The 12,450-nt window shown below is 60.5% G+C and carries 8 protein-coding genes; all 8 read left to right on the top strand.

The annotated features are described in order from the left end of the window. Positions 1 to 11 precede the first annotated feature (11 nt). Complete coding sequence (locus FTE24_RS12605; protein WP_150233685.1) at positions 12 to 848, top strand: carbohydrate ABC transporter permease; 837 nt, start codon at positions 12 to 14, stop codon at positions 846 to 848. 64 nt (positions 849 to 912) lie between these two features. Further along, the gene (locus FTE24_RS12600; RefSeq protein WP_150233683.1) at positions 913 to 1,914 is read left to right on the top strand and encodes a LacI family DNA-binding transcriptional regulator; all 1,002 of its coding nucleotides are present in this window, start codon (positions 913 to 915) and stop codon (positions 1,912 to 1,914) included. Between the two features lie 47 nt (positions 1,915 to 1,961). Next, entirely contained in the window at positions 1,962 to 2,921 is a 960-nt protein-coding gene (locus tag FTE24_RS12595) for a carbohydrate kinase family protein (protein WP_150233681.1), read from the top strand. Beyond that, a complete protein-coding gene (locus tag FTE24_RS12590) occupies positions 2,918 to 4,219 on the top strand; it encodes a glycoside hydrolase family 125 protein (protein ID WP_150233678.1) in 1,302 nt (433 codons plus the stop codon). Before FTE24_RS12595 ends, FTE24_RS12590 begins: the two co-directional genes overlap by 4 nt. Continuing rightward, complete coding sequence (locus FTE24_RS12585; protein ID WP_150233677.1) at positions 4,219 to 7,464, top strand: glycoside hydrolase family 2 TIM barrel-domain containing protein; 3,246 nt, start codon at positions 4,219 to 4,221, stop codon at positions 7,462 to 7,464. Before FTE24_RS12590 ends, FTE24_RS12585 begins: the two co-directional genes overlap by 1 nt. A 63-nt stretch (positions 7,465 to 7,527) precedes the next feature. Further along, positions 7,528 to 8,469 carry an aldo/keto reductase gene (locus tag FTE24_RS12580; protein WP_150233675.1) on the top strand — a complete coding sequence of 314 codons (942 nt, stop codon included), beginning with the start codon at positions 7,528 to 7,530 and terminating at the stop codon, positions 8,467 to 8,469. Continuing rightward, positions 8,466 to 9,218: a sugar phosphate isomerase/epimerase family protein gene (locus FTE24_RS12575; RefSeq protein WP_337190047.1), complete on the top strand. Its 753-nt coding sequence runs from the start codon at positions 8,466 to 8,468 to the stop codon at positions 9,216 to 9,218. The genes FTE24_RS12580 and FTE24_RS12575 overlap by 4 nt, the downstream gene beginning before the upstream one ends. A 32-nt stretch (positions 9,219 to 9,250) precedes the next feature. After that, positions 9,251 to 12,409 carry an alpha-mannosidase gene (locus tag FTE24_RS12570; protein WP_150233673.1) on the top strand — a complete coding sequence of 1,053 codons (3,159 nt, stop codon included), beginning with the start codon at positions 9,251 to 9,253 and terminating at the stop codon, positions 12,407 to 12,409. The last annotated feature ends 41 nt before the right edge of the window (positions 12,410 to 12,450 follow it).

The following is a 12,450-nucleotide window of genomic DNA, read 5'->3' as shown; positions in this document are numbered from 1 at the left end:
GTGCAGGAAAAATGAACGGTGCAGCCGGATCGAAAAAGATACAAAAAGCGTTTTTCTATACGTTTCTGATGTTGGGCGTGCTGGTGTCCATCTTCCCGTTTTATTGGCTGGTCGTGATGTCGACGAACCAAACGAGCGCGATTTTCGCTTTTCCTCCGAAACTGACATTTGGCAGTTATTTTATGACCAACTATAATCAGGTTATGGAGAACATGGATTTCATGCGGGCGTTCGCCAATACCGTGTTCATCGCGGTGCTGAGCACGACGCTGCAGCTGTTTTTCAATTCCTTGACGGGTTTTACTTTTGCCAAATTCAAGTTCCCCGGTTCGCGCTTCCTGTTCTTTCTCATGATCGGGACGATGATGATTCCGGCACAGATGCTGCTCGTTCCGCAGTTTATCATCATCAAGGAACTCGGCTGGTTGGGCAGTTACAAAGCGCTGATCGTGCCGAGCATCGCGACCGCTTTTGGCATCTTCTGGATTCGGCAGTACGCGCTGGCGATCCACGACGATCTGCTGGAATCGGCCAGAATCGACGGCTGCAACAAATTCGGCCTGTATTGGCATATCGCGCTGCCGATTCTGAGACCGGCCTTGGCTTTTCTCGCGATCACGACGTTCATGGGCGTATGGGAAGATTATTTGTGGCCGCTGATCGTTCTGACGGACACGTCCAAATTCACGCTCATGCTCGCTTTGCAGCAGTTGAAGTCGGTGCATACGGCCGATTATTCGATGGTCATGACCGGCACGCTGCTCGCGACCGTTCCGTTGATTATTTTCTTCCTGCTCGTCAGCCGGCAGTTTATCGCGGGAATCATGGAAGGCGCCGTCAAAAGTTGAACGCTGCTCCACACATACTTTACGGGCTTAGGCCCCACATCCGGGAAGGAGAGGGCATACGAAGATGGCGCCAAAAATCAAAGACGTAGCCCAAAAAGCGGGCGTATCCGTGACTACCGTCTCCAGAGTGTTGAACGGCGAGAGATATGTCAAAGACGATCTGAAAGCGCGGGTCAAAAAAGCGATCGACGAGCTCGGCTACACGCCCAGCCATATCGCGAGAAGCCTCGTCCGCAAAAAAACGAATCTGATCGGGGTGATCGTGCCCGACGTGACTTCGAGTTTCTACGCCACCATTTTGAGCAATATCGAAAAAACGGCCAGCCTCAACGACTATAACCTGATCGTCTGCAACATCATCGAAGACATCGACAAAGAGTACAAATATTTGCAGGTGTTCAAAGAGATGCGCGTAGAAGGCGTGATCGTCATGCACGAGAAATTGAACGACGAAATTCGGGAATTTATCGACAAGATGGACATTCCGCTTATTTTTTCGAGCGTCAAACCGAACGATCAAAAGTTCGGCTCCGTTATCATCGACGACCGCGCCGCCGCTTACGAAGCGACCGGTTACCTGATCGGGCTGGGACACCGGCGCATCGCGTTTATCGGAGGCGACATGCGGGACGTCACTTCGGGCCAGGGCCGTTACGTCGGCTACACGCAGGCGATGCACGACAACGGCCTCGCGATCGACGACGCGCACGTCCGGTTCGGCGATTACAAGACGCAGAGCGGATACGAGCTTATGGAAGAGATGTGCGGCGGCGGGGATCTGCCTACGGCGGTGTTCGCGGCCAGTGACGATATGGCGGTCGGCGCGATGAACTGCCTGCACGACAAAGGACTGAAAGTTCCGGAAGACGTGTCGGTGATCGGGTTCGACGGCAGCCAGCTGACCGAACTTGTGCGTCCGCGCCTCACTTCCATGGAGCAGCCGATTCGGGAAATGGGCCAGGTGACGATCGAGAAGCTGCTTGATCTGATCGCGGGCCAAACTTCGCGGGAAGATGCCGTGCTCCGGCACCGGTTGGTCGTTCGCGACAGCTGCAAAGCACGCTGACCCGCTCCAAAGCCTAGAGAAAAGCGGACGGGAAGAGGGGGATGACGTTGAGGAAATTCGATGCGGTGGTGATCGGGGATGCCAATATCGATCTTGCGGTCGTGGGCGGCAGCGAGGTTCCGCTGCCGGGACAGGAAGTGTACGTGGACGACGTCACGATGAACGTGGGCGGAGGAGCGGCGATATTCACGCTCGCTCTGGCCAAGCTCGGGCTGCGCGTCGCGTTTAACGGCATATTGGGAGACGACCTGTACGGTCGTCATATCCGGGAACAATTCTCGCGATCTGGTATCGATACCAGACAGATACGGACGAGCGTCACGCAGCGGACGGGCATCTCGATCGCTTTCAATCCGGAGACGGACCGTTCGTTTATCACGTACGCGGGCACGAACAAGGAACTGCGCATGGAAGACCTGAACCTCGAACAGGTGTCGGCCGGCCGGCATGTCCATATGACCGGATACCGCGGAAGAAGCAATCACGAACCGTTCATGGCCGCCGCCAAAAAGCTCAAAGCCGAAGGAGTGACGCTGTCCTGCGACGTCGGCTGGGACGAATCCGGCGAATGGGACAAAAGCATCTTCGAATTGATGCGGCAGTTCGATATCTTCCTGATGAACGAGACCGAGGCGTTTCATTATACGGGATTCGAAGCGGTCGAAGACAGCCTGTGGCTGTTCTCGCAATACTGCGGCCACGCGGTCATCAAGCTCGGTTCCCGGGGAGCGGCCGCGATGCAGAACGGCAAATCGTTCCGCCGTCCGGCTTATCCGGTACGGGCCGTCGATACGACGGGCGCCGGAGACTGCTTCAATGCCGGCTATCTGTTCGGCTACCTGTCGGGTATGGACGCCGAGACGAGCCTGAAGTACGGCAATGCCTGCGGGGCGCTGTCGGTCGAAGCGTACGGAGGCAGCACGGGGCTGCCGGATTTGGCGGGACTGGAAAATTTTATCCGCAAGCACGAACCGGCCTTTGCGGAGAAGAGAGGAGGCTCGGCATGAGACTGCCCGATTCCGTAACCGCGCGGCTGCAAGCGGCAGAGACCGAACTTGCGGCTTATCCGAAGCTGCTGGACATGTTCAAAAAGTGCTACCCGAATACGCTGGAGACGACGACCCGGACGTTGGACGACCGGTCCGTCTTCGTCATTACGGGCGATATTCCGGCGATGTGGCTGCGCGATTCCAGCGCGCAGCTGCGGCCCTATCTGCCGCTTGCGGCCGAAGACGAAGAGCTGCAGGGCGTGCTCGAAGGGGCGATCCGCTCCCAGATCCGCTGCGTGCTGCTCGATCCGTACGCCAACGCGTTCAACGAGGCGGCCAACGATCAGCGGTACGATCAGGACCTGACCGAGCTGAGTCCTTGGGTCTGGGAACGCAAATACGAGATCGATTCGCTCTGCTATCCGCTGCAGTTGGCTTATCTGTATTGGAAAGAAACCGGCCGCACGGAAATTTTCGACGACGCTTTCCGCTCGGCCGTGCATACGACGATCGAGCTGTGGAGAACGGAGCAGCGGCACGGGCAGGATTCGCCGTACCGGTTCGCCCGTACCGACTGCCCGCCGAGCGATACGCTGCGCAACAACCGGATGGGCATGCCGGTCAATTACACGGGCATGACCTGGTCGGGCTTCCGTCCGAGCGACGATGCGTGCACGTTCGGCTACCTGATCCCGTCCAATATGTTCGCGGTCGTCGTGCTTCGCTACGTCGAAGAGATTACGCGCGACGTGTGGAACGACCCGGAAGGCGCGCTGCTCGCGGCGGAACTGCGCGAAGAAATCGAGTTCGGCATTCGGACGTACGGCACGGTGCTGCATCCGAAGTACGGCAGAATCTACGCCTACGAGACGGACGGCTTCGGCAACTTCAACCTGATGGACGACGCCAACGTGCCCAGTCTGCTGTCGATTCCGTATCTCGGCTACGCTGAGGCTTCGGACCCGATCTACGTCAACACCCGCGCTTTTGTGCTGAGCGAAGACAATCCTTATTATTACGCCGGCCAATCCGCCAAAGGGATCGGAAGCCCGCACACGCCGGCCGGCTATATCTGGCCGATCAGCCTGATCATGCAGGGGCTTACGACGGACAGCGAAGCGGAAGTGCGGGAAGTGCTGGAGCTGCTTCAGCGGACGGATGCGGATACCGGATTCATGCACGAAGGGTTCCACGCGGACAATCCGTCCGAATACACCCGTCCCTGGTTCGCCTGGGCCAACAGCCTGTTCGGCGAATTCATGCTGCGCCTGATCGCAAAAGGCTTTTTCGAGCCGAAAAAGGAGGAGAAGCACTGATGCCGATCCCGCGCTATTGGGAAGACCCGAACGTGCTTGAAGTGAACCGGGCGCGTCCCCGGTCGTTCTATATCCCTTACGGGGACGACCGATCGGCGGACTCCGGCAGGCGCGGCCGTTCTTCGCGCTTCCGGACGCTCAACGGAAACTGGAAATTTCGCTATTACGGTCGCGTCTCGGACGTGCCCGACGATTTCTACGCGGAATCGGGAGACGCCGGCAGTTGGGACGAGCTGATCGTTCCGTCCTGCTGGCAGATGCACGGCTATGACCAGCTTCAATACACGAATGTGAACTATCCGTTTCCGTGCGACCCGCCTTACGTGCCGGACGACAATCCCGCCGGACTGTATCTGCGCACGTTCAACGTGCCCAACGAATGGGACGGCACAGCCAAACATCTCGTGTTCGAAGGCGTAAACGCCTGCTTCTATCTGTGGGTCAACGGAGTCTTCGCGGGCTACAGCCAGGGCAGCCGCATGCCGGCCGAATTCGACGTGACTTCGCTGCTGAAGAACGGAAGCAACCGGATCGCGGTCATGGTCCTCAAATGGTGCGACGGCTCTTATCTGGAAGACCAGGATGCCTGGCGGTATTCGGGCATTTTCCGCGACGTCTATCTGCTTGCCCGCGATCCCGTGCATATTCGGGACGTGTTCAACAAGCAGGCGTTCGCGGAAGGGTTCGGCACGGCCTTTTTGACGACCGGGATCGACGCGACGGGGCCGCTGGACGCCCGGGCCGTGCTCCGGGACGCCTCCGGCCGCGCGGTTGCGACCGACCGCGCCCGCATCGACGGGCAGGGCAGCCTGCGCTTCGAAGTGCCGAACCCGACGCTCTGGAACGCGGAACGGCCTTATCTGTACACGCTCTGCGTGTACGGCGGCGAAGAAGTGCTGCGCTTCGCGGTCGGATTCCGGCAGATCGCGATCACGGACGGCATATTCCGGATCAACGGACAGGCCGTGAAGCTCAAAGGCGTCAATCGGCACGATGCCCATCCGGAGCTCGGGCAGACGATTCCCGTGCCGCATATGATCCGCGACCTGGAACTGATGAAGCGGCACAATATCAATACAATCCGCGCCGCGCATTATCCGAACGATTCGCGCTTCCTGCAGCTGTGCGACGAATACGGCTTCTACCTGATCGACGAAGCCGATCTGGAATGCCACGGAATCGGCAGCGCGGGCGGCTTCGAAGGCGGCGGGTTTCACGCGCTGGCGCGCGATCCCGCCTGGCGGGACGCTTTCGTCGATCGGGCGGTCCGCATGGTGGAACGGGACAAAAACCACGCCTGCGTCGTCTTGTGGTCGCTCGGCAACGAATCCGGGTACGGGCCGAATCATATTGCGATGGCCGAATGGATCCGAAGCCGCGACCCTTCGATTCCGATCCATTACGAAGGCGCGGCGCCGCATTACGAAGGCGATCCGGATACCGCAAGCCTGGACGTGGAGAGCCGGATGTACACGTCGCCGCAGGAGATCGAAGCCTACGCGCTCGACCCCGAGAAGACCAAGCCGATGTTCCTGTGCGAATACAGCCACGCGATGGGCAACGGGCCCGGCGACCTGCGCCAATACTGGGACGTATTCTACCGTCATCCCAAGCTGATGGGCGGCTGCGTCTGGGAATGGTGCGACCACGGGATTCGGACGCAGACGCCGGAAGGCGTACCGTTCTTCGCTTACGGCGGCGATTTCGGGGATCGGCCGAACGACGGGAATTTCTGCATAGACGGGCTGGTTACTCCCGATCGCCTGCCGCATACGGGATTGCTGGAGCTGAAGCAGGTCATGGCCCCGATTGCGATCGAGGCTGCGCATCCCGAACGCGGCGAACTGGAAGTGACCAACCGGTACGACTTCGTCGACCTGTCGCATCTGGAGCTGTTCTGGCAGATCCGCCAGGGCGACCGCCTCGTCGATCAGGGCCGGCTGGGCCTGAGTGCCGCGCCGGGAAGAACCGAGTCTGTCCGGCTGCCGTACGGACTGTCCGCGCAGCCGGCGGAGACGGCGCAGACGGCGCAGACGCCGCGCAGCGACGCGGCGTCGAACGGTCTGCCGGCGCAGGAACCGGCAGCGAAGGACAAGCTGCCGGGCGGCCCGGACGAACGCCGGCTGTTGACCTTGTCGTGCCGGTTGAACGCGGACACCGGCTGGGCGGAGGCGGGCTACGAACTGGCTTTTGCGCAGTTCGAATGGGAGACGGAGCCGTCTTCGGCGTCCGGATCGACGCCCCAATCCTCGTCCGAATCGACGCTCGAAACGACGTCCGAAACGACTTTCGGATCGACGTCCGGATCGGACGCTGCTCCGCAGGGCGAACGCAGCGCCGAACGGCCGTCGGCCTTCGCGCCGATACCGGCCGTTCGAGCGCAGCAGGAAGGGCATGTGCTGACGATCGAAGGCTTCGATTTTGCGCATGCCTTCGATCTGCGGCAGGGCAGCGTCAGCCGGATGTCCAGACACGGCGTAGAGCTGCTGGACAGCCCGGCGCGATTCGCGATCTGGCGGGCGCCGATCGACAACGACATGCACGTCAAAGAGAAATGGATCGAAGAAGGCTACGACCGGGCCGTCACCAAGATCTACGCGTGCGAGTGGAAGCAGACGGGCGAGAGCGAAGTGAAGATCCGCACCTCGTTTGCGCTGACCGCCGTTTCGCGGTATCCGCTGCTGACCGGCGAGGCGGTCTGGACAGTGAACGGAGTCGGCGAGATCGCGCTGCGGGCCGATATGAAGTTCGACGAGCGGGGAACGCTGCCTTACCTGCCGAGATTCGGGCTGCGGCTTGCGCTGCCCGCAGGCATGGAGCAGGTGGAATACCGGGGACTCGGACCGCACGAGAGCTATGTCGACAAACGGCACAGCGTCAGGAAAGGCCGGTTTGCGTCGACGGTCGACGGCATGTTCGAATCGTATATCATGCCGCAGGAGAACGGATCGAGGTACGGGACGGAATGGGCGGTCGTGTCGAACGAACAGGGCATGGGATTGCGATTTGCGGCGGCAGAGCCGTTTTCGTTCAATGCGTCCCATTACGCGCCGGAAGACCTGGCCGCCGCTTCGCATGCGTGGGCGTTGAAGCGAAGACAAGAAACGATCGTCCATCTGGATTACAAGATGAGCGGGGTCGGTTCGAACTCGTGCGGACCGGAACTTGCGGAAGCGTACCGCTTGAACGACAAGACGTTCCGCTTCGAAGTGCGGCTGATCCCGGTATTCCGGGAAGACGAATAGGACGGCAGACGGAGCGGCAGGTGCGTTGCAAGCGGAAGTTTCCAATCAGAAGGAGGGTTCGGAATGAAGGGCATGCGCATTCAGGGAGTGGACAAGGAGATTTCGCGGTTGATGATGGGCACGGGCGATTTGAGGAAACTGGAAGAAGCGGAGCGGACGATGCTGGAAGCGTATATCGAAGCCGGCGGCAATGCGTTCGACACGGCCCATCAGTACAGGGGCAGAGAGCAGCTGCTCGGACAATGGCTGGCGGAAAAAAAGCTGCGGGAACACGTCGTCATCTTGTCCAAAGGCGCCCATCACGACGACGGAAGCCCGGGTCCGCGGGTCAATCCCGAAGCGATCCGCAAAGACCTGCTGGAAAGTCTGGAGCGACTGGGCACTGACTACGTCGACCTGTATGCGCTGCACCGCGACGATCCGACCGTCGAAGTCGGGCCGATCGTCGAAGAGCTGAACGCGCATCTGGAAGCGAAGCGGGTTCGCGCCATCGGCGCTTCCAACTGGTCGCATGACCGAATCCGCGAAGCGAACCGGTACGCGGAGACGCACGGCCTGACCGGCTTTGCGTTCAGCAGCCCGAACCTGAGCCTGGCCAAGCCGAACCGTCCGCGCTGGGAAGGCTGCGTCTCGGCCGACGAACGCACCTGCGACTGGCATACAAGCAGCCAGCTGCCGCTGTTGTCGTGGTCGGCCCAGGCCGGAGGCTTTTTCTCGGGCCATTTCAAGCCGGACGATCGGTCGGACGCGGAAATGGTCGACGTCTATTACAGCGAGCCGAACTGGGAACGTTACCGGCGCGCGGTGGAACTGGCGACACGCAAAAACGTTACGCCGATCCAAATCGCGCTGTCCTATGTGCTGCATCAGCCGTTTCCGACAGCGGCGATCATCGGTCCGAGAAGCAAAAGCGAGCTGGATTCTTCGGTGGAAGCGATGAACCTGCCGTTGACCGCCGCGGAAGTCGAATGGCTGGATCTCAAAAAGGAGGCGATCGAATCGTGATCAAACATCAACTGGCCGCTCAGCTGTATACGGTGCGAAACGAATTGAAAGCGGACTTCGAAAGCGTGCTCAAAGAGTTGAGCCGCATGGGCTGGGCAGCGGTACAGATCGACGGGCTGCACGGCAACTCCGCCCGGGACATCTCGGCGCTCATGCGGGAGTTGGGGTTGAAGACCGCGGGCATGCACGTCGGGCTGGAGCGGATGAAAAACGATCTGGACGCCGTGCTGGAAGAAGCCGATCTGTTCGGAACGCGCGACTTCATCTGCCATTCGCTGCCGGACGGGCTGCAAAATCCGGAAGGCTACCGCAGCGTAAAAAAAGATCTGCTGGAAGTGGCGCAGCGGGTAGCGGGCACGGGTTACCGGGTCGGCTACCACAATCACGATTTCGAATTCCATACGTCGATCGACGGCAAGTTCGCGCTCGACTATCTGCTCGACGATCCTGCCGTTCATGCGGAAATCGACACGTATTGGGTGCTCAAAGGCGGTCAGGACCCGCTGTCCTTCATTCAAAAGTACGCATTCCGCATGCCGATCCTGCATTTGAAAGACATGACCGACGACGACCGGCGGACGTTTGCCGAGATCGGCACGGGCGTGATCGACTTCGCGCCCATCCTGCGCTGGGGACTTCAAAGCGGCGTGGAATGGTTCGCCGTCGAGCAGGATTACTGCCCCGGCCGTCCGCTGGACAGCCTGGCGCTTAGCCTGGAAAATCTGTTGAAACTGGAAGAACAGCTGTAAGTCCAAATCCACGAATGAAGGTGAGGCTGACTATGTTTTTTACGGAATCCAAGCTTGAAGCCAGGCTGCGCGAAGTAAGCGAGACGCGTTACCGCGATGCCCTGCCGCTGGAACGCTTCTCCGCCGCCGAAGACGCAGACGGAACGATCGGCGCCCGGCCGCCGGGGGATGCCCCTTCGTTCGAACTGGGCACCGGCGAGACGTGGACCGGCCGCGACCGTTATATCTGGTTGAGCCGCAGCGTGGACATTCCCGCGCAGTGGGCCGGCAAAACGATCGTCGGCCGCTTCGATTTCGGCGAGACGGGCGGCGGCAACAATGACGGGTTCGAGTCGCTCTTCTATTGGAACGGCGCGCCGTATCAAGGCGTCGATTCGAATCACCAAGAGGTGTTTCTGCCGGAAGATTCGCCCGGGACGACCGGCCGGATGGATATTCGGCTGTGGTCGGGACTTGAAGGCGGCGGTCCGCCGCGCGACAAGATTCATGCGATCAAGCGGGCCGAAGTATGCTGGATCGACGAACGGATCGACGATTTCTATTACAGCGGCCGGGCCGTGCTGGAGACGGTTCAGACGCTGGAAGCCGGCAGTCCGGACCGTATCGCGCTGCTCAAAGCGCTGGACCGCGCGTTCCTGCTCGTGGATTGGTCGCGGCCGGGTTCGGACGCGTACTGCGAGTCGGTCTACCGGGCCGGGGAACTGCTGGATGCGGAGCTGAATGGAATGCACAAGCACCATCCGGTTACGGTCACCTGCATCGGGCATACCCATATCGACGTGGCTTGGCTGTGGAGGCTGAAGCATACCCGCGAGAAATGCGCCCGCTCATTCTCTACCGTGCTGCGGCTGATGGAGCGTTTCCCGGATTACGTCTTTTTGCAGACGCAGCCTCAGCTGTACGCTTACATCAAAGGAGATTATCCCGAAATCTACGAGCAGATCCGCGAACGGATTCGCGAAGGGCGCTGGGAGATTGGCGGCGGCATGTGGCTGGAAGCCGACTGCAATCTGACGTCCGGGGAATCGCTCGTCCGGCAGTTCCTGTTCGGCACCCGCTTCATGCGCGAGGAATTCGGTGCGGAGAGCACGTATCTCTGGCTGCCCGATGTGTTCGGCTACAGCTGGGCACTGCCGCAAATTTTGAAAAAATCGGGCTTCGACACGTTCATGACGACGAAGATCAGCTGGAACCAGTTTAACCGGATGCCGCACGACAGCTTCAAATGGAGAGGGATCGACGGTTCCGAAGTGCTGACGCATTTTATTACGACGCCCGACGACTGGGAAGACGCCAACTCGTTTTTCTACACGTATAACGGCTTGATTACGCCCCGGACGGTCAAAGGCGCGTGGGACGCGTATCAGGACAAAGAAGTGAACCAGGAGCTGCTGCTGTCCTACGGCTACGGAGACGGAGGCGGCGGCGTCAACCGGGAGATGCTGGAGATGCGCCGACGCCTCGACCGGATGCCGGGACTGCCGAATGTCAAAACGGGCCGTGCCGACGACTATTTCCGGCGGCTGTCCCAAACGGTGGAAGAAACGGACCGGTACGTACATGTGTGGGACGGGGAGCTGTATCTCGAATACCACCGCGGCACGTACACGAGCCAGGCGCATAACAAAAAAATGAACCGCAAGCTGGAACTGCTGTACCGGGAAACGGAATGGTTGAGCGTATTGGCCGCTCTCGCCGGCCGGGATTGGGAGCTGTACGCGCAGGACAAGTTGAACGAAGGCTGGACGATTCTGCTGCGCAACCAATTCCACGATATCATTCCCGGTTCTTCGATCGCGGAAGTGTACGCAGACAGCCGCGCGGAATACGCCGAAGCGCTGGCGATCGCCACGGAAGTCTGGAACGAAGCCGCCGGCAAAACGGGAAATCGCGACGCGGCGGGAGCGCTGACGATCTTTAACAGTTCGACGTGGGTGCGCGAAGACCGTATCGTGCTGGACGCCGAAGCCGCTCCGGCCGGCAGCGTGTGGACCGATTCGGAAGGCCGCGGGCTGCGTTCGCAGCGTTCGCCGGAACGCTGGATCGTCGAATCGCCCGGCGTGCCGGCACTCGGGATGGCCGCCGTGCTGTACGCGGGCCAACCGGATGCGCAGGCGCCGGAGCACGATCAGGAAGCGCAGGCCGACCTTCCGTTCAGCCTGTCCGGCCGCGTGCTGGGCACGCCGCACTACGAGATCGAATGGAACGATTCCGGGCAGCTGATCCGCCTGTTCGACCGGGACCACCGCCGCGAAGTGCTGGCCAGAGACAGCCGCGGCAACGTACTGCAGGTGTTCGAAGACAAGCCGATGCAGTTCGACGCATGGGACATCGATATTTTTTACAAGGAAAAAATGCGCGAAATTTCCGATCTGCGCTCCGCGGAGCTGATCGAGACCGGTCCGCTGGCCGCCGTCGTCGAATTCAACTGGCAGTACGGACAGTCTACCGTCAAGCAGCGCATGACCGTGTACGCCGACAGCCGCAGAATCGATTTCGATACCCGGATCGACTGGCAGGAACATCAGCAGCTGTTGAAAGTCGCGTTCCCGGTCGACGTCCGGTCCACGGAAGCCACGTACGATATCCAATTCGGCAACGTCAAACGGCCGACGCATTGGAACACCAGCTGGGACTGGGCGCGCTTCGAATCGGTCGGGCACCAATGGGCCGACCTGTCCGAACGCGGCTACGGGGTGAGCCTGCTGAATGACTGCAAATACGGCTACGACATCAAGGACAACGTCATGCGGCTGTCGCTGATCAAATCCGCGATCAACCCGGACCCGAACGCCGATATCGGCGAACATGCTTTTGTCTATGCGCTGTATCCGCACGAAGGCGACTGGTATGCCGGCGGCACCGTGCAGGAAGCGTGGGCGCTCAACAACCCGCTCTCCGCCCGCCCGGGCCTGCCGGCCCAGCCGCCGCGGTCGCTGCTGCGTCCGTCGGCGCCGAACGTCATGATCGACGCGGTCAAAAAAGCGGAAGACCACGACGGCGTCGTGGTGCGCCTGCACGAGTTCGGCGGCGTGCGCGCCCCGCTGCGGCTGCTCAGCGATTACGCCGTGCTGTCGCTGCGCGAATGCGACCTGATGGAACGCCCGATCGGGGAAGAGGTCGCGCCGGACACGGTATTCGACCTGCAGCCTTACGAGATCAGAACGTTCCTCGTGCAGTTCGGATCTTGATGCCCGGTGCCGGGCTAGAGAGTCGCCTGCTCCGAATCTCG

Origin of the sequence: Saccharibacillus sp. WB 17 (assembly GCF_008634075.2) — a bacterium.
GTDB classification, from domain to species: Bacteria; Bacillota; Bacilli; order Paenibacillales; family Paenibacillaceae; genus Saccharibacillus; species Saccharibacillus brassicae.
Note: the sequence above shows the minus strand (reverse complement) of the source record. Positions and strands in the feature narration are given on the sequence as shown.

Excerpts from the sequence above, each read along its gene's own strand:
- FTE24_RS12605 (WP_150233685.1), top strand. The coding sequence starts at position 12 with ATGAACGGTGCAGCCGGATCGAAAAAGATACAAAAAGCGTTTTTCTAT.
- FTE24_RS12585 (WP_150233677.1), top strand. The coding sequence starts at position 4,219 with ATGCCGATCCCGCGCTATTGGGAAGACCCGAACGTGCTTGAAGTGAAC.
- FTE24_RS12580 (WP_150233675.1), top strand. The coding sequence starts at position 7,528 with ATGAAGGGCATGCGCATTCAGGGAGTGGACAAGGAGATTTCGCGGTTG.
- FTE24_RS12590 (WP_150233678.1), top strand. The coding sequence starts at position 2,918 with ATGAGACTGCCCGATTCCGTAACCGCGCGGCTGCAAGCGGCAGAGACC.
- FTE24_RS12600 (WP_150233683.1), top strand. The coding sequence starts at position 913 with ATGGCGCCAAAAATCAAAGACGTAGCCCAAAAAGCGGGCGTATCCGTG.
- FTE24_RS12570 (WP_150233673.1), top strand. The coding sequence starts at position 9,251 with ATGTTTTTTACGGAATCCAAGCTTGAAGCCAGGCTGCGCGAAGTAAGC.